The 20,168-nt window shown below is 60.1% G+C and carries 21 protein-coding genes; 10 read left to right on the top strand and 11 right to left on the bottom strand.

Translation table 11 applies throughout. From position 1 onward, the window contains the following. The first annotated feature begins 111 nt into the window (after window positions 1–111). Window positions 112–2,349, top strand: coding sequence for a GumC family protein (locus FAA97_RS05305; protein ID WP_136597441.1), 2,238 nt, complete (start codon window positions 112–114; stop codon window positions 2,347–2,349). A gap of 63 nt (window positions 2,350–2,412) precedes the next feature. Here FAA97_RS05305 and FAA97_RS05300 read toward each other — a convergent pair whose 3' ends face one another. Then, window positions 2,413–3,585 carry a GNAT family N-acetyltransferase gene (locus FAA97_RS05300; protein ID WP_246041339.1) on the bottom strand — a complete coding sequence of 391 codons (1,173 nt, stop codon included), beginning with the start codon at window positions 3,583–3,585 and terminating at the stop codon, window positions 2,413–2,415. Window positions 3,586–3,757: 172 nt separating this feature from the next. Continuing rightward, window positions 3,758–3,982: a DUF2842 domain-containing protein gene (locus FAA97_RS05295; RefSeq protein WP_136597439.1), complete on the bottom strand. Its 225-nt coding sequence runs from the start codon at window positions 3,980–3,982 to the stop codon at window positions 3,758–3,760. Between the two features lie 126 nt (window positions 3,983–4,108). On the opposite strand from FAA97_RS05295, the gene FAA97_RS05290 reads away from it, so the two are divergent. Beyond that, window positions 4,109–5,212: a COX15/CtaA family protein gene (locus FAA97_RS05290; RefSeq protein ID WP_136597438.1), complete on the top strand. Its 1,104-nt coding sequence runs from the start codon at window positions 4,109–4,111 to the stop codon at window positions 5,210–5,212. 83 nt (window positions 5,213–5,295) lie between these two features. On the opposite strand, the gene argC is transcribed toward FAA97_RS05290, so the two are convergent. From argC to rplM, 4 genes are all read right to left on the bottom strand, one after another. Further along, complete coding sequence (gene argC / locus FAA97_RS05285; protein WP_136597437.1) at window positions 5,296–6,228, bottom strand: N-acetyl-gamma-glutamyl-phosphate reductase; 933 nt, start codon at window positions 6,226–6,228, stop codon at window positions 5,296–5,298. A gap of 53 nt (window positions 6,229–6,281) precedes the next feature. Beyond that, complete coding sequence (gene speB, locus FAA97_RS05280; RefSeq protein ID WP_136597436.1) at window positions 6,282–7,247, bottom strand: agmatinase; 966 nt, start codon at window positions 7,245–7,247, stop codon at window positions 6,282–6,284. A 138-nt stretch (window positions 7,248–7,385) separates the two neighbouring features. Beyond that, entirely contained in the window at window positions 7,386–7,850 is a 465-nt protein-coding gene (rpsI, locus tag FAA97_RS05275; RefSeq protein ID WP_136597435.1) for a 30S ribosomal protein S9, read from the bottom strand. 2 nt (window positions 7,851–7,852) lie between these two features. Beyond that, window positions 7,853–8,317 carry a 50S ribosomal protein L13 gene (rplM, locus tag FAA97_RS05270; RefSeq protein WP_136597434.1) on the bottom strand — a complete coding sequence of 155 codons (465 nt, stop codon included), beginning with the start codon at window positions 8,315–8,317 and terminating at the stop codon, window positions 7,853–7,855. Window positions 8,318–8,832: 515 nt separating this feature from the next. Between rplM and FAA97_RS05265 the strand changes: the two genes are divergently transcribed. Together FAA97_RS05265 and FAA97_RS05260 are read left to right on the top strand one after the other, a co-directional pair. After that, window positions 8,833–9,264: a VOC family protein gene (locus FAA97_RS05265; protein ID WP_206109952.1), complete on the top strand. Its 432-nt coding sequence runs from the start codon at window positions 8,833–8,835 to the stop codon at window positions 9,262–9,264. 109 nt (window positions 9,265–9,373) lie between these two features. Continuing rightward, window positions 9,374–9,844: a CoA-binding protein gene (locus tag FAA97_RS05260; protein ID WP_136597433.1), complete on the top strand. Its 471-nt coding sequence runs from the start codon at window positions 9,374–9,376 to the stop codon at window positions 9,842–9,844. A gap of 5 nt (window positions 9,845–9,849) precedes the next feature. Here the strand turns inward: FAA97_RS05260 and FAA97_RS05255 are convergent, their stop codons facing one another. After that, window positions 9,850–10,185 carry a hypothetical protein gene (locus tag FAA97_RS05255; RefSeq protein ID WP_136597432.1) on the bottom strand — a complete coding sequence of 112 codons (336 nt, stop codon included), beginning with the start codon at window positions 10,183–10,185 and terminating at the stop codon, window positions 9,850–9,852. 130 nt (window positions 10,186–10,315) lie between these two features. On the opposite strand from FAA97_RS05255, the gene FAA97_RS05250 reads away from it, so the two are divergent. Beyond that, entirely contained in the window at window positions 10,316–10,747 is a 432-nt protein-coding gene (locus FAA97_RS05250; protein ID WP_136597431.1) for a CoA-binding protein, read from the top strand. A 9-nt stretch (window positions 10,748–10,756) separates the two neighbouring features. Here the strand turns inward: FAA97_RS05250 and FAA97_RS05245 are convergent, their stop codons facing one another. Then, on the bottom strand, window positions 10,757–11,188 hold the full coding sequence (locus FAA97_RS05245) for a DUF6455 family protein (RefSeq protein WP_136597430.1): 432 nt from the start codon (window positions 11,186–11,188) through the stop codon (window positions 10,757–10,759). A gap of 166 nt (window positions 11,189–11,354) precedes the next feature. Here FAA97_RS05245 and FAA97_RS05240 point away from each other — a divergent pair, with 166 nt between their 5' ends. Both FAA97_RS05240 and FAA97_RS05235 read left to right on the top strand, forming a co-directional pair. Further along, a complete protein-coding gene (locus tag FAA97_RS05240) occupies window positions 11,355–12,641 on the top strand; it encodes an O-acetylhomoserine aminocarboxypropyltransferase (protein ID WP_136597429.1) in 1,287 nt (428 codons plus the stop codon). 54 nt (window positions 12,642–12,695) lie between these two features. Then, on the top strand, window positions 12,696–13,040 hold the full coding sequence (locus FAA97_RS05235) for a cupin domain-containing protein (protein WP_136597428.1): 345 nt from the start codon (window positions 12,696–12,698) through the stop codon (window positions 13,038–13,040). Here the strand turns inward: FAA97_RS05235 and FAA97_RS05230 are convergent. Next, entirely contained in the window at window positions 13,037–13,696 is a 660-nt protein-coding gene (locus FAA97_RS05230; RefSeq protein ID WP_136597427.1) for a glutathione S-transferase family protein, read from the bottom strand. The two genes, FAA97_RS05235 and FAA97_RS05230, sit on opposite strands and share 4 nt — an antisense overlap. Before the next feature lie 116 nt (window positions 13,697–13,812). On the opposite strand from FAA97_RS05230, the gene FAA97_RS05225 reads away from it, so the two are divergent. Further along, window positions 13,813–14,814, top strand: a complete 1,002-nt coding sequence (locus tag FAA97_RS05225) for a helix-turn-helix transcriptional regulator (protein ID WP_136597426.1) — start codon at window positions 13,813–13,815, stop codon at window positions 14,812–14,814. A gap of 43 nt (window positions 14,815–14,857) precedes the next feature. On the opposite strand, the gene FAA97_RS05220 is transcribed toward FAA97_RS05225, so the two are convergent. After that, the gene (locus tag FAA97_RS05220) at window positions 14,858–16,108 is read right to left on the bottom strand and encodes a cytochrome P450 (RefSeq protein WP_136597425.1); all 1,251 of its coding nucleotides are present in this window, start codon (window positions 16,106–16,108) and stop codon (window positions 14,858–14,860) included. Between the two features lie 47 nt (window positions 16,109–16,155). Beyond that, entirely contained in the window at window positions 16,156–17,391 is a 1,236-nt protein-coding gene (locus tag FAA97_RS05215) for a GGDEF domain-containing protein (RefSeq protein WP_168800920.1), read from the bottom strand. A 356-nt stretch (window positions 17,392–17,747) separates the two neighbouring features. Between FAA97_RS05215 and FAA97_RS05210 the strand changes: the two genes are divergently transcribed. Then, the gene (locus FAA97_RS05210) at window positions 17,748–18,386 is read left to right on the top strand and encodes an ATP-dependent Clp protease proteolytic subunit (protein WP_136597423.1); all 639 of its coding nucleotides are present in this window, start codon (window positions 17,748–17,750) and stop codon (window positions 18,384–18,386) included. A gap of 282 nt (window positions 18,387–18,668) precedes the next feature. Then, a complete protein-coding gene (gene clpX, locus FAA97_RS05205; RefSeq protein WP_136597422.1) occupies window positions 18,669–19,946 on the top strand; it encodes an ATP-dependent Clp protease ATP-binding subunit ClpX in 1,278 nt (425 codons plus the stop codon). Window positions 19,947–20,168 lie beyond the last annotated feature (222 nt).

The raw sequence follows: 20,168 nt of genomic DNA, 5'->3' as shown, positions 1-20,168 counted from the left end.
AAATGCGTGAGCGGTTCCAGGTTTTCCGGCATCAAGCAGGCAAGGCTAAAGATTAACCCTTGAGTTACCATAAGCCTTTACCCTTGCGCGTGCACACACATGGAGTAGGCGATGCCAAGCTTGGACCGCGACCAGAATGATGCCGACATCGACTTGGCACAGCTTTTCCGCGCCATCTGGCAGCGGAAAGGTCTGGTGTTGGGCGCAACCCTTCTAGCCGGTGGTGCCGCCTTTCTGGGCGCAAGCGCCATTGCCCCAAGTTACAGAAGTGACGCCAAGCTTCTCATCGAGCCCAGGCAGCCACAGTTTTCGGCCTCGGGCGCGGCCTCCGTCGCAACAGAGCCGTTGCCGGATGAGCTGACGATTGCCAGCCAGGTGCAGCTGCTGCAATCGACTGACCTGATGAAGCAGGTTGCGCGCGACCTGAAGCTTTACGACAGCCCCGAGTTTGATCCGGATTCGCGCCCCTCCGCGCTCAATGACTTCCTCGTCCTCTTCGGTTTGCGCGGCAGCCCTCTCGATCTTGTCCCCGAAGAACGGGTATTGAAATCATTCCGCGAAAATCTTGCCGTCTATCAGCTCGACAAGTCGCGCGTCATTGCCGTCGAATTCACCTCGAAAGATCCCAAGCTTGCGGCCGCCGTGCCGAACGCGATGATCGATGTCTATCGTCAGCTGCAAAGCGGCGCCAAGCTCGACAGCAACAGCGAAGCGGTTCGCTGGCTCGACACAGAGATTGCCAATCTGCGCGAAAAGGTTCGTGCTGCCGAACAAAAAGTGGCCGAATACCGATCTTCTGCCGGCCTTTTGCCGCTGGGCACGGATGCATCCTTCAGCAGCAAGCAGCTTGCCGATATCTCGACCGAACTTGCCCGCGTGCGGGGCGAACGAGCCAATGCCGAAGCGCGTGCAGAAAACCTGAATGAGACGATCAAGGCGGGCCGCCCAACAGATACGCTCGACGCCATCGCCGGATCCGAATCGATCCGCCGTCTGGATGCAGCCGAATCGCAGATCCGCGGCCAGATCGCCGATGCCTCAACCCGCCTCCTGGATGGGCATCCGCAGATGAAGGCGCTGAAATCGCAGCTCGCAGGTATTCGCCAGCAGATGCAGGCGGAACTCAAGAAGGTCGCGGCCGGCCTCGAAAACCTGGCGGCCGTGGCGCGGGAGCGGGAAGCCCAACTTGTTGCGCAATTGAATACAATCAAGGCCGACACGGCGAGGGCCGGGGAGGATGAGGTTGAGCTCAAATCGCTGGAGCGCGAAGCCGCCGCACAGCGGCAACTGCTCGAGACCTATCTCGCCCGCTACCGCGAAGCATCAAGCCGTCTTGATGTGGGATCAAGCCCCGCGGATGCGCGGCTGATTTCAAGCGCCATGGAGCCGGCCGAGCCGAGCTTTCCCAAAGTTGTTCCGATTACCATCGTGACGGCTTTGTCGGTCTTCATTCTGATGGCGATTATCGTGATGCTGATCGAATTGTTCAGCGGTCGAGCGCTGAGAATCCCCGGCCATGCTGCCATGCGGACCGGACCGGGATCCGAGGAGATCAAAACCAGCCCCGTTCCGTCGTCGACAAAGCGAGCTGAGGCCGACATTGCGTCGGACCCGGCACAGCCGAAGGTGGGCGTCACGGAGTTTCTCGATGCGGAGCTTGCAACGCAGGACCTCCTCGATATCCCGATGATGGGACGGGCTCCGGCCGAGCCGGCAACCGAAAAAATGGCAGATATGCCTTCCGACCTCGTGGAGGAAGACAGTCAGTTTTCCGCTCAGTCGGTCGCACGCTACCTGATCGACCAATCGGCCTCGGTGGCCTTCGCCATTTCGCCCTCGGGCGACAAGGGATCGGAAGGTACGGTGGCGCTGCTTCGCGAACTCGCAGGCCGCGGTCGGCGGGTCGTTCTCGTGGATATGACCGGTTCAGGCCGCCCGACCCGGCTGATGTCGGGAGAAGCTGAGCTTCCCGGGATCACGGATCTTCTGATGGGCGACGCAGCCTTTGCCGATTGCATTCATCCGGATCGCCATTCGACTGCAGATATCGTGCCGCAGGGCAGAGCCGATATCCGCAAGGCCATGAAGGGGGCTGACCGGCTGACGATTATCGTCGATGCGCTCGCGGACGCCTATGACCTGGTGATTGTCGAATGCGGGCCGGCCCAGCCGGAAGGGGTAGCGCGCCTCAGCCAGAACGGTCGGCATGAAATCATTCTTTCTGCACCCAACCCGCAGGCGCAGGAGCTGGAAGCGATCATGGAGGCCTTCGAGAAGGTCGGCTACAGCGATCTGGTCCTGATGTCGGCCTCCCTCCCAGAAGGGCAAACAGGACGAAGTGCTGCCTGATCGAAGCCTCGCGATAGCAGCAGATTGCCGGGACATAGACAGGTGTTACGCAAGCGGTAAGCGTCAGCCCGCTGCCGACCGCAGTCTTTGGAGTATGCCATAGAGTTGTGGATGGTTCTTCACCCAACGTTTGAAGCGGCTCGTCAAACGGGAACCGAATGCCGCGATCTGGCCGATGGTGTTGATCGGATAGAGGATATCGAAATGCGGCGTCTCGGTGCGGCACCAGCGCCGCTTGTAGTCCTGGTCGCCAATCCCGAAGTCGAAGATTTTTGCGCCGCTGACGGCGCTTTCCTCGATCGTGAGCCAGAAGAGCAGTTCGCCGGGGCTCGCTTCCGGGGCGAGGCGGTCGTCGATAGAGCCGAACTGGCAAATGACGTGATCGCCCTTGCGTGACACGCCGAGGATGGCGGCAATCTTCCCGGCGTGAAGACCTTTCATCCGGATGGCATGCAATTCGAGTGGAACGTCTTTCCCGCCATTGTCCGCATCCAGAAGCAGGCGGAAAAAAGCCTGCGTCTCCGGCGCCTTGAAGACGTCGGGAAGCCCAGCGGTCTCGAAACGTTCGGCCTTCTGGCGAAAGAAGCTGTCCAGGACGATCTGCTTGTCGCCGCGACTGCGGGCGCGCACGTGTTCAAACCCGCCGGCCTCGTCCATGCGCTTCAGTTGTACGCGGTGCTTCTTTCGCCGGCTCTTCGCATTGAGCACTGCGATTGTTGCTTCCATATCCGGCCCCAGCGTCAGCTGGAAGGCGCTATTGGGGTTCGGGTCTGCTCGAAGTCCGCCGAGCGGATGGCGCTCATCCCGCCATGCCAGCGGCATGTTCGTGAGACAAACGAGATCGGCTTTGCCCGCAAGCGCGGTGCGCAACACCTGGTGCCAGAGCGACGGGCCAAATTGCTGCTGTCTGAGGGCGGCGGTGAAGAGGCCGCTATTGTAATTGCTGTAACTGGAGGCAATGAAGCGCGCGATCCGCACACCCGCCTTGCGCTCGATTTCCAGTGGCAGAATGAAAGCCGTCTCGCCACCAATCGAGGCTTCAATGACGACCACGGGGTAGTCGTGTGTCTTGACCCAGGCATCACACCAGTCGAAGGCCTGGTGCAGCGAGTTCCACGGATCCCGCTCAAGGCGCCGCCAGATCGCCTCGGGCGGCTTCAAGCGATCATGCACACGCACAACGAATGGTCCCACGGATAGACCAGGCGACGATGCGAAGGTTGCCGATGATGTCATGTCTGGCTGCCCATCCTCAACTGCAATGTCAGTCAGTTTGCGTGCGATAGACATGCCAAAAAGTGCCTCTGGTCCAAAAGTGGAACCACCGCAGCCTAGTGCCCTGCGACCAACAAACCGTTAGCAAGGGTAGGAATTGCTAATACAGTCGAAAATTAGGGTAAGCAGACCCTTAACGCCTCTCGCTACGGTCCTTGCGTGGGCCGGCCATCCATTTGATGATCAGCATCGCAGGGACCACCCACAGGAGGCCGGTCAGCAGGAAATACAGAAGATGCGCCCACCAGGGCGCGGTGGCGAGCGTGGCCGTCGCGATGGTCGTCGCCAAAAGAGCGTAGAGCGAAACGATCACGATAATCAGGATCGTGCCGATAAAGGAGCGCAGGGAAGGGCGCATACAGGCTGTGCCTCTTGAATGTCGATGGGGCGGTCGGGATGGTGACGCGACCGCTTGCCGCAAAGGGGTGCACTTGTTTTGCACGTCCGGCTGATGCAAATCAACGGGCGACAAGAGGATTGATAAATGACAGCTGTTCTAACCGCGCCCGAACACGAAATTCGCTCTGCCGTTGCCAAGGTCGAAGCCGACCGTCGGGCGATCCGCATTTGGCTTGGGATCGTGGTGCTGACGCTCTTCTGTCTGGTTGTTGTCGGTGGCGCCACACGTCTGACCGACTCCGGTCTGTCGATCACCGAGTGGAAGCCGATCCATGGTGTGATCCCCCCGTTGACGGCTGCCGAATGGGAGGAGGAACTCGAACTCTATCGTCAGATCCCGGAATATCAGCAGATCAACAAAGGCATGTCGGTCGACGAGTTCAAAACCATCTTCTGGTGGGAATGGGGGCATCGGCTTCTGGCACGCGCAGTGGGCCTGATTTTCGGGCTGCCGCTCGCCTATTTCTGGCTGCGCGGGCGAATTGAATCCAGTCTTAAGGCGCCCCTGTTTGGCTTGCTCTGTCTCGGTGGCCTGCAGGGTTTTATCGGCTGGTGGATGGTGTCATCCGGCTTGAGCGAGCGCGTCGACGTGAGCCAATACCGGCTGGCGGTTCATCTGATGATGGCCTGCTTCATCTTTGCCTCCTGCGTCTGGATCATGCGCAGCCTGGCGCCGCACAGTGTTTCAGCCCCGCCGGCAAGGGCGACAAAGCGGGTGGCAACTATTCTCCTGGTCCTGACATTCTTGCAGATCTATCTCGGCGCACTCGTTGCCGGTCTCGATGCCGGCTTCAGCTACAATACCTGGCCACTGATGGATGGAGCGCTGGTGCCGGGTGGGCTCTTCGTCCAGGAGCCGGGCTGGATCAACCTCTTCGAAAACCCGAAGACGGTGCAGTTCATCCACCGTCTGGGCGCCTATCTCCTCTGGGCCGTGGCACTTTTCCATATGATCCAGGCGCTGAGAAACGAGGCTGGCTCGCCGCATGCGGCCCGGACTGTCGTGCTGTTCGCGCTCGTCACGCTGCAGGCGGGTGTCGGCATCCTGACGCTGGTCACCCAGGTGCCGCTCCATGCGGGGCTGACGCACCAGGCCATGGCGCTCGTATTGCTCGCCTTCGCCGTCGCCCACCTGCGCGGCTTCACCGGCGAGCGGCCGCGGTCGGTCAGCCTCGAAATTCGCGACTGATCTGGTGAACCTGACCTTCGCAGGCGGAAACAAAAAAGCGGCCCAGGAAGTCTGGACCGCTTTTTTCATGTGCCTTGAGGGATTTACGCCGAAAGCATCAGATCCATGTTTTGAACCGCAGCTCCCGACGCACCTTTGCCGAGATTGTCGAGGAGTGCCACGAGGTTCACATGCGCGCCACCCGGCGTGCCGAAGACGAAGAGCTTCATCGTGTCCTGGCCGGCGAGTTCTTCGGCATCAACGCGCGGAACGGCGCGGCTCTCCTCAAGCGGCACGACGGTGACGATGTCCTGCCCGGCATAGTGCGCGACGAGCGCTGCGTGGATGCTGTCGATCGAGGCGCCCGTGGCGAGATCCTCGAGAAACAGGGGGACCTGAACGATCATGCCCTGCGGGAAGCGACCGACCGACGGCGAGAACAGCGGCGCGCGGTCGAGCAGGCCGTGCATCTTCATTTCGGGCAAGTGCTTGTGCTTCAGCGTCAGGCCATACAGGAAATTGTTGGACGCAAGATGCTCCGGATGGCTGGGATCTTCCATCTGGGCGATCATCTGCTTGCCGCCGCCGGTATAGCCGGAAATTGCGTTGACGGAGACGGGATAGCCGTCCGGCAGAATGCCGGCAGCCCGGAGCGGCCGGATGAGGCCGATCGCGCCCGTCGGATAGCAGCCGGGGTTGGAGACGTGGCGCGCGGTTCGGATCTTCTCCGCCTGCGCCTTGTCCATTTCTGCAAAGCCATAGGCCCAGTCCGGATGCACGCGAAACGCGGTAGAGGCATCCAGCAGCCGCACATTGTTGTTGGCCGCCGTCATCTCGTAGGCCTGGATGGAGGCGTCGTCCGGCAGGCAAAGAATGGCAATGTCGGCGCTGTTGAGAAGGTCTTCGCGCATCTGCGCATTGCGACGCTCGGCTTCCGGAATGGACAGGAGTTCGATGTCGCGGCGCTCGGCGAGGCGCGTGCGGATCTGCAGCCCCGTGGTTCCGTGTTCGCCGTCGATGAAGATCTTCGATGCCATGTCTATGTCCTGTGCGTTGCCTGTCGGCGCGCGTTACGTCTTGCCTGGATGCTTCAGTCTTGCCGGTGGTCCGATGTGGCCAGTCGCTCGGCGCGCAGGCCGAGCATATACATCGCAACCGTCGCACCGGCAATTGCAGTGATATCGGCATGATCATAGGCCGGCGCAACCTCAACGATGTCGGAACCTCGGATGTCGAGGGCGCCAAGCTTGCGCAAGACCGAGAGCATCTTCGCCGAGGAGGGGCCTCCGGCAACCGGCGTGCCGGTCCCCGGTGCAAAGGCCGGGTCGAGGCAATCGATGTCGAAGGTCAGATAAACGGGCGCGTCTTCGACATGCGAAAGGATCGCATCCGCGATCGCCTGCGCGCCCATGTCCTCAACCTCGTAGCCATGCAGGATCCGGATGCCGAAATCCTCCGGCGCATGGGTGCGGATGCCGATCTGGATGGAGCGGGTGGGAGCGATCACGCCTTCGCGCACGGCGCGGCAGACGAAGGAGCCATGGTCGATGCGCGAGCCATCGTCATCCCAAGTGTCCTGATGCGCGTCGAAATGGACGAGCGCCAGTGGTCCATGGTGTGCCGCATGGGCCTTGAGCAGCGGCCAGGTGACGAAATGATCACCACCGAGGCCGAGCAGATACGCACCGGATTGCAGGATGTCGCGCGCGGCCGCCTCGATGCGGCCGGGCGTTTCCTGGTGATTGCCATAGTCGAGAAGCACGTCACCATGGTCGACGACGCTCATGTTCTCAAAAAGGTCGCGCGAGAAGGGATATTGCGGATCGTTGTCGAAGATTGCCGAGGCGCGGCGGATCGCCTGCGGTCCGAAGCGTGCGCCCGGCCGGTTGGAGACGGCAGCGTCGAAGGGGATGCCGAGGACCACGGCGTCGGCGCCGGTGATGTCCTTGCTGTAGCGGCGGCGCATGAAGGAGAGAGCGCCGGCATAGGTGGGATCGGTTGCAGCGCTCCTGAGATCCGTGCTGGTAAAGGCATGGTCGATCGACTTGCTGGCCATTCAATGCTCCCGTGGGTCTTGCTGCCCGCCACCCTAGCCAAGCGCTTGAGGGGCTGCAATCGCGGTCGACCGTGCAAACAGCAACAAAAAAAGGCGGAACCGAAGCTCCGCCTTTCCAAAGTCTCGAACCGGAAGCGATTAACGCTTCGAGAACTGGAAGGAACGACGGGCCTTGGCCTTGCCGTACTTCTTACGCTCGACGACGCGGCTGTCGCGGGTTAGGAAGCCACCCTTCTTCAGGACCGGACGCAGGCCCGGCTCGAAGTAGGTGAGGGCCTTCGAGAGACCGTGACGAACGGCACCAGCCTGGCCGGAAAGGCCGCCGCCGGTAACGGTCGCGATGATGTCGAACTGGCCGTCACGGGCAGCTGCGACGATCGGCTGCTGCAGGATCATCTGCAGGACCGGACGGGCGAAGTAGGTGCGGAATTCGCGGCCGTTGATCGTGATCTTGCCGGAGCCCGGCTTGACCCAGACGCGGGCAACGGCGTTCTTGCGCTTGCCGGTGGCATAGGAGCGACCCAGGGAGTCGACCTTGCGGACGTGAGCCGGAGCTGCGTCCTGTGCCGGGGCAAGGTCCTTCAGGGAAGAAAGATCGGCCATTATCAGGCGCTCCTTGTGTTCTTGCTGTTCAGCTTGGCAACGTCGAGAGCGACGGGCTGCTGGGCTTCATGCGGATGGTTCGTGCCGGCGTAAACGCGCAGGTTCTTCATCTGGCGACGACCGAGCGGACCGCGCGGGATCATGCGCTCGACTGCCTTCTCGAGAACGCGCTCCGGGAAGCGGCCTTCGATGATCTGGCGAGCCGTACGCTCCTTGATGCCACCCGGATAACCGGTGTGCCAGTAGTACTTCTTGTCGGCATACTTCTTGCCGGTGAAGACGACCTTTTCGGCGTTGATGACGATGACGTTGTCGCCGTCGTCAACATGGGGGGTGTAGGTGGCCTTGTGCTTGCCACGCAGGTGCATGGCGATGATGGTGGCGAGGCGGCCGACAACGAGCCCTTCGGCGTCGATGATCACCCACTTCTTCTCCACCTCTGCAGGCTTCTGAACGAAGGTAGACATTGAGGTCTCTTTCCGTGTGATCCTGAGAGCATCCCGTTGGATGTCCCGGGCGTTTCTTGTTGCTTGTTTCGCGCCGTTTCGACGCAAAAAAGAAAACGGGCCGTGACGGTCCGCTTTCAGGCTGTGCATCTACCCGGCTCCCGGAAAAAGGTCAAGATCGCTGATCTGGAAGGGGCTGAGAAAAGTCCTGTAAAAACAACAGGTTAGTTATGTGGTATTATTTTACCGCATGTGTTGGCCGGATTTCGGGACTTCTTGAAGGAAACGTGACGGGCAACACAGCCGGATTGCGCACTGACATGCCACTTTGGCACAGCTGAATCGCAAGCAACGACCTGACCTCTTGTCGCCCACGGGATAGGCTAAGCCGTTGCTGAAGAATGAAAATTGTCAGTTTTGCAAACAAAGAATTGCGTCCAATGGGACGATGCGCATTTTGGGTTGCTAATATGTGTATGAACATAATGCAAACATAAACCGAACGTAACGGCAGGCCCAGGAATACGGAGAATGAAATGTCGCTGGAACGTCGTCTATCAATCGTCACGCTCGCGGTTTCGGACCTTGACGTTAGTACCGAATTTTACCGGCGTCTCGGCTGGTCACGCTCCGCAGCATCCAACAGCAGCATCACATTCATCAGACTGAAGGGCACCGTGCTTGCGCTTTACGGTCGCGAGGCTTTGGCGGAAGACGCAGGTGTTGACGACGCCAAGCCTGGCTTTTCGGGCGTGACGCTCGCCTATAATGTCTCGAGTGAAATCGGCGTCGATGCGGTGGTCAAATTTGCGGTCTCCTGTGGCGCACGGCTGGCGAAGGCGGCTGAAAAGGTCGCCTGGGGCGGGTACTCCGCCTATGTCGCCGATCCGGATGGGCACCTCTGGGAAATCGCCTACAATCCCTTCTTTCCGCAGGATGAACAGGGACACCTTGTTCTGCCGGAGTGATCAAAGGCAATTTAGCGATTACTCAAGGAACTCGTTAATTGTGCGGCGCTAATATGGTCAATGTGACACAGACGATCCGAAAAGCCCTGTGGGGCAGGGAGAGACGTCCATGCAACATGACCGTTACGACAACAGTTACCTGGCCGGCATCTTAGGTGCCGCACGCACGATTGCGGTGGTGGGGGCTTCGACGAACGATCGCCGGCCGAGCCACTGGATTGCAGGCTTCCTCTTGGGGAAGGGCTACCACGTCTACCCCGTCAATCCGTTGCATGCGGGAGATACCATTCTTGGGCAACGGGTTTATGCTTCGCTTGCCGACATTCCCGAACAGATCGATCTCGTTGATGTCTTTCGTCGCGCGGAATACCTGCCGGCAATCGTTGATGAGGTTCTGGCGCTTTCGCCGCGGCCCGCTGCAATCTGGACGCAGCTGGGGATCCGCGATGACGCAGCCGCGGCCCGGGCAGAGGCCGCTGGGATCAAGGTCGTCATGAACCGCGCATTGGTCTCCGAATACCCGCTTGTGTATGAAGCGACGCATCGTCCGCATGATCACGGGCCAGCGCATGCGGCCTGAGGGCCTCAGAAGCGGATGTTCGGTTTACCAAAACGGCCAGGACGTGGGTCATAGTCCTGGCAATTCAGCACAGGGCAGCGGTCGGTGTCGCGTGTCGGAACATAGGCGCGCTCTGCATATTCGTGCTGGGCGCATTCGGCGTTGCGCGTGACATAGCGATCATAAAGCGTCATGCCTCTTACCCGTGTCGACGGATAACGCAGGATGACCGCCCGCTCGTTCAAGACACGCTCCCGAACTGCATCACAGGTCAATTGCGTAGAGTTATAGCGCGAAATCGCCTGTGCCTGGGTGCTGGCGGCGAGTATGAAAGCAAGGGCAATGATAGAGACTTTGCTCATGGGTCCGCTCCGGCGGTCTTAAAAATGACAGGGTACAACTCACCTCGTAAGAGGTAGGGCATCTGCCCTTGTTGTCGAATGCCTTCTACCCCATTTCAGTTCCTGGCTCAGTATCAAGCGAGGAGCATTTATGTCCCATCACGATCATTATTCGGCGGAAGAGATCGCAGCTGCTCTTGGTCAGGTGCGGACCATTGCACTTGTCGGAGCGTCTCCAAAGCCTGATCGGCCCAGCTACGGCGTAATGCGTTTCCTGTTGTCGCGCGGCTTCCGTGTCTTTCCCGTCAATCCCGGTCAGGTTGGGAAGGAGATCCTCGGCCAGCGCGTTTATGGTCAGCTCGCCGATATCCCCGATCCCATCGACATGGTCGATGTTTTTCGTGCGCCCGAGTTTCTGTCGGACGTCGTGGACGAGGCCTTGAGCCTTCCCAAGCACCCCAAACTTATCTGGGGGCAGCTCTCTGTGCGGGATGATGCCGCGGCCGCGAAAGCCGAACGCGAAGGCGTGACCGTGATCATGGACCGCTGCCCTGCGATTGAAATCCCCCGCCTCGGTCTTTGATCGCAACCGTCAGCCGGCCGAAAGAAATCGGGGGTCGGCGCGCAACTGATTCATCTCCTCGGCATTGCCGCAATAGCTGGCAAAATTGACTTGCGCATGGCCTGCGGCGAGGTCCCGCCGACATTGATCCTTGGCGCCGCAATTGGCGCAGGTGATCTGCATGGCGCGAAAATGTTTGTGCATCTGGAATTCGACTTCGCTCGCGTCGATGTTCAGCGCCTGCATCAGTCTGGGCATTTCGTCAGCCGCATGAGGCCCTGCCTTTGCTAGGGCCAGAAGCTCGTGCGGCGACAATCCGCAATCCTCTGCGAGCTGCCTGATCTGCTCTCCGTCCAGTGCGGCCAGCATATCCGCTTCGGTTGCGGCCTCGAAGCTCGCGCCCATCCAGGATAGAAGATGCTGAAAACCTTGGCGAATGCCATCTGCGGGGGAAAGGGTCATGGAAGCGCTCCGTGTTGATGCGCTCATCATGCCTCAGACCGCGTGCCGCTCCTTGATGTCGATCAAGCCGTTGCCGCATCGTGAGTGCCAGAGATTGAAAACTTGTGGCGGACAGGTGAAAGGTGGTCTCTAAGATGCATGATCAACACAAATGGGAGGAGACGACATGCCAGACAATCAACCGGGTTTCGCCACGCTTGCCATTCACGCGGGCGCGCAACCGGATCCGTCGACGGGCGCCCGCATCACGCCGATCTACCAAACAACGGCTTACGTCTTCAACGATTCGGACCATGCCGCAAATCTCTTTGCGTTGAAGGAATTCGGCAATATCTACACCCGCATCATGAACCCGACCCAGGCTGTGCTGGAAGAGCGCGTCGCAGCGCTTGAGGGCGGCACGGCAGCGCTGGCAGTCGCTTCCGGTCACGCGGCCCAGCTTCTGATCTTCCATACGCTGATGCAGCCAGGCGACAATTTCGTTGCAGCAAAGAAGCTCTATGGCGGCTCGATCAACCAGTTCGGCCACGCCTTCAAGAATTTTGGCTGGCAGGTGCGCTGGGCCGATCCTTCCGACCCTGAGAGCTTCGCTGCTCAGATCGATGACAAGACCAAAGCGATCTATATCGAGAGCCTTGCCAATCCCGGCGGCACTTTCGTCGACATTGAGGCCATCGCCGAAGTTGCCCACCGAGCCGGCCTGCCGCTGATCGTCGACAACACCATGGCGAGCCCCTATCTCGTGCGGCCCCTGGAGCATGGCGCCGATATCATCGTCCATTCGGTCACGAAATTTCTGGGCGGTCACGGCAATTCTATGGGGGGCGTGATTGTCGATGGCGGGACCTTCGATTGGTCTGCGAAGCCAGGGCAATATCCGATGCTCTCGGAGCCGCGCCCGGAGTACAATGGGGTTGTCCTGCATCAGACCTTCGGCAACTTCGCCTTCGCCATCGCCTGCCGTGTCCTCGGCCTCAGAGATCTTGGACCGGCGATTGCGCCGATGAACGCTTTCCTGCTCCTCACCGGCATCGAGACGCTGCCGCTGCGCATGCAGCGCCACTGCGACAATGCGATGAAGGTGGCAACCTGGCTGAAGAGCCATCCGAAGGTCGCCTGGGTGAACTATGCCGGCCTTGCTGACGATCCGAACAATGCTTTGCAGAAGCGCTATTCGCCGAAGGGCGCAGGGTCCGTCTTCACCTTCGGCATCAAGGGCGGGCTGGAAGCCGGCAAGGCGCTGGTTGGTGGCTTGAAGCTCTTCTCGCATCTTGCCAATATCGGCGACACCCGCTCGCTTATCATCCATCCGGCCTCGACGACCCATGCCCAGCTGTCCGAAGCACAGCAGATCGCAGCCGGTGCCGGGCCTGATGTGGTGCGCCTCTCCATCGGCATCGAAGATCCCGAGGATATCATCGCCGACCTCGAACAGGCGCTGGCCGCCGCGTGACACGAGAGAGGCGGCGCTTCAGGAAGAGCGCCGTCTCACTTTTTGGAGAATCTCATGATCCTTGCCCTGCCGTTCAATCCTGAAACCGTCACGCCGGAAGAAGGCGCGCCGGCGCCCGACCGCCTGATCTCTGGCGATCCGCGCTTCACCACCTGGAACATCGAGGAAGCCGAAGGCGGCATCTATGCCGGTATCTGGCAGTCGACGCCGGGCAAATGGAGGATCCACTACGAGGAGTGGGAATATTTCCACATGCTCGAAGGCCACTCTGTTGTGACCGAGGATGGCGGCGAGCCCATTCACTTGAATGCCGGTGACCGCCTCATCCTCAGACCCGGCTTCAAGGGAACCTGGGAAGTCCTTGAAACGACTCGCAAGGACTATGTGATCCGACTTTAAGCGTTCGCCTTTAGCTGCGCTGCTGCGGCTTCATGCTCCGCGACCATCTTGGCATCCTCTGCCGAGACCTTTTGCAGGCTCTCCCGGTTGCCGATCCGCTCCATATAGGCCTGGAAGGCGGGGCGCGCTTCCACAAGCCCGAACATGGTGGTCCAGCGCAGTGCGATCCCCCACAGCAGATCGGCAGCGGTGAACCTGTCGCCGAGCAGATAGGGACCCTTTTTCAGTGTGTCCTCCAGCAAGTCGATCAGCGAATCATAGCTTGCATAGGGCGTCTCGTTCATCGAGCTTGGTTCGCGCTTCATGTAGCGATCCACCACGGCCGGTTCGAAGCAGCTGCCATAGATGAACAGCCAGCGCAGATAGGCCCCGCGGTCGGAATCGGTGAGGGCAGGTGCAAGTCTTGCTTCCGGAAAGAGGTCGGCGAGATAGAGATAAATGGCTCCCTGCTCGGTCACCAGCGTGTCGCCAACATGGATTGCGGGGACCTTGCCGAGCGGGTTGATCGAGAGATAGGTCGGCTGGCGCTGTTCGCCCGTCTTCATGTTCAGGACATGAAGAGTGTAGGGCACCTTCAACTCCTCAAGCAGCACACGTGCGCCGGTCGCGCGGGTCTGGGGTGAGTAATAGAGGGTTATCGGCAGGGTGTTGCTCATTGAAATCTCCTTTTCGAATGCATCGCGCCGTAAGGCGATGCGTGGAGAATGCGCCGGCATACCTGTCAGATTCTGTCAGGTTGGTTTAGCATGATCGCCGAAAAGAGGATTTTGTTATGCGCGCGAGCCGGCTCATCAACATTCTGACCACCCTTCAGGCCAAGGGTCTGGTGACCGCCGAAGCGCTCGCCGAGGAAAATGCGGTCTCCGTGCGCACCATCTATCGCGACATTGACGCACTGTCCCTGTCAGGCATCCCCGTTTACAGCGAGCGGGGATCTGATGGCGGTTACAGGCTTCTCGACGGCTATCGTGTGCGCCTGAACGGGCTCTCTCTGGGCGAGGCCGAGGCCATGTTTCTCTCCGGCATCCCCGGTGCCGCTGCCGATCTCGGCCTCGGCTCGCTGATGGCGGCGGCGCAAAGGAAACTGACGGCGGCCCTTCCTGAGGATTTGAGGGACAGCGCCCGCAAGATGCAGGCGAAGTTTCACCTGGATGCGCCAACCTGGCTTTCGGCGGGTGAGCAGCCGGGCTATCTGCAGGCCGTTGCCGACGCGGTGTGGAATTCCAAGCGTATCCGCATGCGCTACCGTTCCTGGAAAGCGGAAAGGACACGGATCGCCGAGCCCCTGGGCATCGTAATGAAAGGGGGGGCCTGGTATCTCGTAGCCCAAGTCGAGGACACTGCACGCACCTACCGGATTTCCCGCATCCTTGATCTGCTGGTTACCGAAGAACGATTCGACTGGCCACGGGATTTCGATCTTGCCGAATACTGGCGAGAAAACACGCAGCGTCTTGAGAGAGAACTCTATCCGCACTGGGCAACGATCCGCCTTTCGGCGCGCGCGGTGAAGGAACTGCAACACACGGCCGCCCCCTTCGTGCTTAAGCACCTCGAGGTCAAGGGCGAGCCGGATGCGCAGGGTTGGCTGACGGCACGCATGCCGGTCGCGCATCCTCGGATGGCCGTTTCGGAATTGCTGCGACTGGGCGGTGACGTTGAGGTGCTGGAGCCGCAGGATCTGCGGCTCGCTTTGCTGGAGACGGTAAAGGGTCTACTGTCCCTCTATGCGAGAAATGACCTGCAAGCTGTTGAAAATATGAAAAAAATCTGAAGCTCTGCCGAGCCAAGGGGTGTGGTCGCGATCCGCTGTATGGTCATGTTGCCCAGCGAAGATCGAGCCGTTCAAGGCCATGGAAATGATAGACATCCTTGACCTTGGGGGTGGCCGCCAGGGCGAGGCCCGGCAGGCGTTTGAAAAGCAGAGGCAGAGCCACGTTCAGCTCCAGCCGGGCAAGCGGCGCGCCGATGCAGAAGTGAATGCCGGCGCCGAAGGACAGGTTGGCGCCTTCGTCGCGATCCGGCTTGAACTGTAGCGGCTCCGGGAATTTGCGAGGATCGAGATTGGCTGCGGCCAGGATCAGGCCCACCTTGTCGCCCCGCTTGAAGGAAAGGCCGTCGATTTCGGCCGGTTCAATGCACCAGCGCTCGAAGATGTGCACGGGCGCACAAATCCGCAGCGTTTCCTCGACAGTCCGTTCGGTTGTCTTTTCATCGGCAAACATTCTGGACGGATCGAGGCCGCTTTCGAGAATGACCCTGACGGAGTTGCCGATCTGGTGAACGGTTGCCTCATGGCCGGCATTGAGCAGCACGATTGTCGTCGAGATCAGCTCGTCCTCGGTCAGGAACTGACCCTTGTGCTCGGTATGGATCATATGGCTCAAGAGGTCGTCGCGCGGCTCTGCTCGCCGTTCGGCGATCACGCTGCGAACGTAGTCGGCAAATTCCTTGGCGGAGCGGTCCGCGGCTTCTTCATCGGCGCGTGTCCGCTTGAACATATACATGCCGACATAGTCGTGGCTCCATTTCAGAAGCTGCGGTCCCATCTCTTCCGGGATGCCGATCATCCGGGCAATCATCGTTACGGGAATGATATCGGCAAAGCGGGCCAAGAGCTCCACCGAGCCATCCGCCTCAAACTGATCGATCAGCTGGTTGGCCAGCACCTCGATCTCGCCCTTCATCTTCTCGACGTGCCGCGAAACAAATGCGCGGTTTATCAGCGTGCGCAGTCGCGTGTGTTCCGGCGGCTCGATTTCGAGCAGCGAATGCTCCTCCGCCTTGTCGAAATGACGCGTATGGGCGGCAGGCTCCGCCATTCCAAGTTCGTCCCGGCTGGCAACATGCAGGATCTGCCGGCCGAAACGCCGGTCGCGCAGCAAAGCGTTGACATGGTCGTAGCCGGTGAAAAACCACTGCTTCTGCTGGGTCCAGTAGAAGGTCGGGCACGCCGCATGAAGGGCGGCATAGGTCCGGTTCGGGTCGGCATAGAAGTCCGGCGCGCGGGCATCGAGCGAGACTTCCCGTGTGGCGGGATCGACATGGAGAAATGGAAGCTGGGTCATGTTGACTGTTTAGCGCAAGCCTGCCGTTGTGCAAGGGTGCTCAAGGTTCAGTCCAGGGTAGCGCCGGTCGCGGCAATCCGGCGCAAAATCGCAACCTGACGGTCGGCCTGCGCATCAATGCCGCGCGGTGCTTCGCCCGGAATGGTGACAAGCTTCTCGCCTGTCTTGATCGATGTGCGATTGCCGCCGCGGGCTATCGCTGCCGCCAGGGCTTCCGAGGCGGCTATCATCAGGGGCTCGAATTGGGCGGTTGCCGGTTCGGCAGTGGCTATGCCCACGCTGACGGTTGCTTTCTGGGTCGTGCCGCTCTGTGAGGTCCGGCTCTCCAGCGCAAGCCTGATTGCCTCGGCCAGAAGCACGGCCTGTCGCGCCCCCTCGACGCCAAGCGCCACGCTGAATTCCGCACTGCCGGTCCGGCCAAGCACCGCCTGTTCAGGCAGATGCGCCCCACACAGATAGGCAAACTCGACGAGAAGGGCATCACCGGCGCCGGGGCCAGATGCGGCATTGATTGCCCGGAAACCGTCCACCTTGAAGACAAGCAGGGCAATGACCGGCTTCTTCGATCCGGTTGAGGCCTTGAAGGCAGCAATGAAGCTTTGCCGATTGAGCGTTCCGGTCAGGCGATCCATCCGCCCCTGAAGCGCGTGATTCTGTTGGCTATGATCCAGGTGGATCCAGGCCATCAGGACGAGCGACACAATCATGCCAATCTGAAAAAGGATGACGGCGATGGACGGTGTCGGAATATCGGCTGCTTTGTCCGGTGCGACGATCACGACCGTGAGCGCCAGCGAGAGTGCGAAGCATGCCTGGAGGATCCAGCTCGCCGACAGCGAAACGCGCTGCCTGCTTCTTCCTCTGACTATCTGAAGGGCCGCGACAGCCAGCACCAGATGGCCGACGGAAAGTGCAAGCAGATAGACTGTAAGGCGATGCGCGAAACTATCCTGCAATGGCAACACCAGGCTGGCGGCAAACCAGATGAGAGCAGGGATCAACGCGGCTGCCGGCATATGCGCGCGCCGCGAATCGGCAAGGGCGACCGTCAAGGGCACAAAGGCAAAGAGAGAAAGGGGATAGCCGACCGCATCTGCCACACCTGGCGGCAATGGCGTCCACCCGCCGATCATCGTCAGGCCGAGAGAAGCGAACAGGAGGCCAAGCCCAAGAATGGCCAGGCGGACTTCACGGCGAGCGCCGAGCCACGCGCCCAGCAGCAGCACGGCCAGCGTGCCGGTCTGGATCACATGGAGAGCGAGGGCAATCTGCAGGTCTGGCACGTTGGATCGTCCCGATAAAGTTTGGGCCGTCACCATGAATGGCGAGGGCCTCCGTCTCGACAATGACCGTTATGTGGGGCGGCATCAATCCACGGCGAGAGTCCCTCCCGAGGAAAAAAATTACCGGAACTTCACCATGTTAGAAGGTACTTGTGGAGGTGGGGCCGTCGGCAGCCGAAGCGTTGGCGATTTGCCGTGAAACCGGCTAGAGGGTCGGCGTCTGGCACGCCGGACCATTAAGGATATCATTTCCTGCCGTCTTGAATGTCTGGGTGCGGACACTCTATGTAGGGATTGACAAGAGTTACGTGATTCCCGCCGCCGATGGGTCGGGGAGAGGCTGATAAAGGACCGACATGAAAAACCCCGTTGATACCGCCCTGGCTTTGGTGCCGATGGTCGTGGAGCAGACCAACCGTGGCGAACGTTCCTATGACATCTTCTCCCGCCTCCTGAAGGAGCGCATCATCTTTTTGACGGGACCGGTCGAAGACACCATGGCTTCGCTGGTCTGCGCCCAGTTGCTGTTCCTTGAGGCGGAAAATCCGAAGAAGGAAATCGCCATCTACATCAATTCGCCGGGCGGCGTTGTGACGTCTGGCATGGCGATTTACGACACGATGCAGTTCATTCGTCCGGCGGTGTCGACGCTCTGCATCGGCCAGGCTGCTTCCATGGGCTCGCTGCTGCTGGCAGCCGGCGAGAAGGGCATGCGCTTTGCCACCCCGAATGCCCGCATCATGGTGCATCAGCCTTCGGGCGGCTTCCAGGGCCAGGCGTCGGACATCGAGCGCCACGCACGCGACATCATCAAGATGAAGCGTCGCCTGAACGAGGTCTATGTGAAGCACACGGGCCGCACTTATGACGAAGTGGAAAACACGCTCGATCGCGACCACTTCATGGAGTCGAGCGAAGCCAAGGACTGGGGTCTGATCGACCGTATCCTGACCTCGCGCGCCGAAATCGAAGGCGCGGCACCTTCGGCCTCCTGAGGTCCGAATTGGCATTTTCGGCGGCTGCGCCGAAGCTTGTGAATGCGCCGGGGGTTTAAACTCTCCCGGAAAGCGCTAATACTAGGATTAAGGCTATGTTGAATCTTTGTGACATAGTCTGCCGTGATGGGAGTTTTCGTTGCCGCCGTTCCGAATATGCGGACCGGCTAGTGGCTCCAGATCGGAAGAAGGGTCGACCAACGGCGGCGGTCGACACCCAACAGTGAGAGTGACCGCCCGGCCGCGATTTGCGGTAGCGCGGCGTGCTGGAAGGATAAAGACATGAGCAAAGTCAGCGGAAGCAACGGCGGTGACTCCAAGAATACCCTTTATTGTTCCTTCTGCGGCAAGAGCCAGCACGAGGTCCGCAAGCTAATTGCCGGACCGACGGTGTTCATCTGTGATGAATGCGTCGAACTCTGCATGGATATCATCCGCGAAGAGAACAAGTCTTCGATGGTCAAGTCCCGTGACGGCGTTCCCACGCCGCAGGACATCATCAAGATCCTCGACGAATACGTCATCGGCCAGAAGCAGGCGAAGAAGATCCTGTCTGTCGCCGTGCACAACCACTACAAGCGCCTGTCGCATGCCTCCAAGGGCGGTGACGTGGAGCTGGCGAAGTCGAACATCCTGCTCGTCGGTCCGACTGGCTGCGGCAAGACCTATCTTGCCCAGACGCTGGCGCGCATCATCGACGTTCCCTTCACCATGGCCGATGCCACGACGCTGACTGAAGCCGGTTACGTTGGTGAAGACGTCGAAAACATCATCCTGAAGCTGCTGCAGGCTGCGGATTACAATGTCGAGCGCGCCCAGCGCGGCATCGTGTACATCGACGAAGTCGACAAGATCTCCCGCAAGTCGGACAATCCTTCGATCACCCGCGACGTGTCGGGCGAGGGCGTCCAGCAGGCGCTGCTGAAAATCATGGAAGGCACGGTCGCTTCGGTTCCGCCGCAGGGTGGCCGCAAGCATCCGCAGCAGGAATTCCTGCAGGTCGACACGACGAACATCCTGTTCATCTGCGGCGGCGCATTCGCCGGCCTCGACAAGATCATCTCGGCACGCGGCGAAAAGACATCCATCGGCTTCGGCGCAATGGTGTCCTCGCCGGAAGATCGCCGCGTCGGCGAAGTGCTGCGTGATCTCGAGCCGGAAGATCTGGTCAAGTTCGGTCTCATCCCGGAATTCATCGGTCGTCTGCCGGTTCTGGCAACGCTCGAAGATCTCGATGAGGATGCACTGATCCAGATCCTGTCGGAGCCGAAGAACGCCCTCGTCAAGCAGTATCAGCGCCTGTTCGAGATGGAAGACGTCGAGCTGACCTTCCACGAAGATGCCCTGCGCGAGATCGCCCGCAAGGCGATCGTGCGCAAGACGGGTGCCCGCGGTCTGCGCTCGATCATGGAAAAGATCCTGCTCGACACGATGTTCGAGCTGCCGGAGCTGGAAGGTGTCCGCGAAGTGGTCATTTCCGACGATGTCGTCAACGGCTCGTCGCGTCCGCTCTACATCTATGCGGATCGCCAGGAAGAGAAGGCCAACGCTTCGGCCTGACCGCTTCGGAGCTTAAATTGAAAAGAATGGGTCCGCCGCTGGCGGGCCCATTTTCGTTTGGGGGAAGGTCGCGATTAACCGTTTCTCCTGTTGCCTGTTTCGAGCTTTGGGCTAGAACGAAGAGAACGGCGCCGGTTTGTACTGTTGTCGACGCCTCGACCCCGACACAAAGTATGACGAGTATGTGTCAGTGCGAATCCGATCCTGTGCGTGCACATGGTT

It is taken from the genome of Peteryoungia ipomoeae (genome assembly GCF_004912165.1).
GTDB lineage: Bacteria > Pseudomonadota > Alphaproteobacteria > Rhizobiales > Rhizobiaceae > Allorhizobium > Allorhizobium ipomoeae.
The sequence above is the reverse complement of the archived record's forward strand: the minus strand, read 5'-3'. Positions and strand labels throughout refer to the sequence as shown.

Bases quoted from the DNA above. Each gene is read 5' to 3' on its own strand.
- FAA97_RS05255 (WP_136597432.1), bottom strand. From the start codon at position 10,185: ATGAGCAAAGTCTCTATCATTGCCCTTGCTTTCATACTCGCCGCCAGC.
- FAA97_RS05235 (WP_136597428.1), top strand. From the start codon at position 12,696: ATGATCCTTGCCCTGCCGTTCAATCCTGAAACCGTCACGCCGGAAGAA.
- rplM (WP_136597434.1), bottom strand. From the start codon at position 8,317: ATGTCTACCTTCGTTCAGAAGCCTGCAGAGGTGGAGAAGAAGTGGGTG.
- FAA97_RS05295 (WP_136597439.1), bottom strand. From the start codon at position 3,982: ATGCGCCCTTCCCTGCGCTCCTTTATCGGCACGATCCTGATTATCGTG.
- FAA97_RS05250 (WP_136597431.1), top strand. From the start codon at position 10,316: ATGTCCCATCACGATCATTATTCGGCGGAAGAGATCGCAGCTGCTCTT.
- FAA97_RS05300 (WP_246041339.1), bottom strand. From the start codon at position 3,585: ATGACATCATCGGCAACCTTCGCATCGTCGCCTGGTCTATCCGTGGGA.
- FAA97_RS05245 (WP_136597430.1), bottom strand. From the start codon at position 11,188: ATGACCCTTTCCCCCGCAGATGGCATTCGCCAAGGTTTTCAGCATCTT.
- speB (WP_136597436.1), bottom strand. From the start codon at position 7,247: ATGGCCAGCAAGTCGATCGACCATGCCTTTACCAGCACGGATCTCAGG.
- FAA97_RS05290 (WP_136597438.1), top strand. From the start codon at position 4,109: ATGACAGCTGTTCTAACCGCGCCCGAACACGAAATTCGCTCTGCCGTT.
- FAA97_RS05220 (WP_136597425.1), bottom strand. From the start codon at position 16,108: ATGACCCAGCTTCCATTTCTCCATGTCGATCCCGCCACACGGGAAGTC.
- FAA97_RS05240 (WP_136597429.1), top strand. From the start codon at position 11,355: ATGCCAGACAATCAACCGGGTTTCGCCACGCTTGCCATTCACGCGGGC.
- rpsI (WP_136597435.1), bottom strand. From the start codon at position 7,850: ATGGCCGATCTTTCTTCCCTGAAGGACCTTGCCCCGGCACAGGACGCA.
- FAA97_RS05210 (WP_136597423.1), top strand. From the start codon at position 17,748: ATGAAAAACCCCGTTGATACCGCCCTGGCTTTGGTGCCGATGGTCGTG.
- FAA97_RS05230 (WP_136597427.1), bottom strand. From the start codon at position 13,696: ATGAGCAACACCCTGCCGATAACCCTCTATTACTCACCCCAGACCCGC.
- argC (WP_136597437.1), bottom strand. From the start codon at position 6,228: ATGGCATCGAAGATCTTCATCGACGGCGAACACGGAACCACGGGGCTG.
- clpX (WP_136597422.1), top strand. From the start codon at position 18,669: ATGAGCAAAGTCAGCGGAAGCAACGGCGGTGACTCCAAGAATACCCTT.
- FAA97_RS05305 (WP_136597441.1), top strand. From the start codon at position 112: ATGCCAAGCTTGGACCGCGACCAGAATGATGCCGACATCGACTTGGCA.
- FAA97_RS05225 (WP_136597426.1), top strand. From the start codon at position 13,813: ATGCGCGCGAGCCGGCTCATCAACATTCTGACCACCCTTCAGGCCAAG.
- FAA97_RS05265 (WP_206109952.1), top strand. From the start codon at position 8,833: ATGTCGCTGGAACGTCGTCTATCAATCGTCACGCTCGCGGTTTCGGAC.
- FAA97_RS05260 (WP_136597433.1), top strand. From the start codon at position 9,374: ATGCAACATGACCGTTACGACAACAGTTACCTGGCCGGCATCTTAGGT.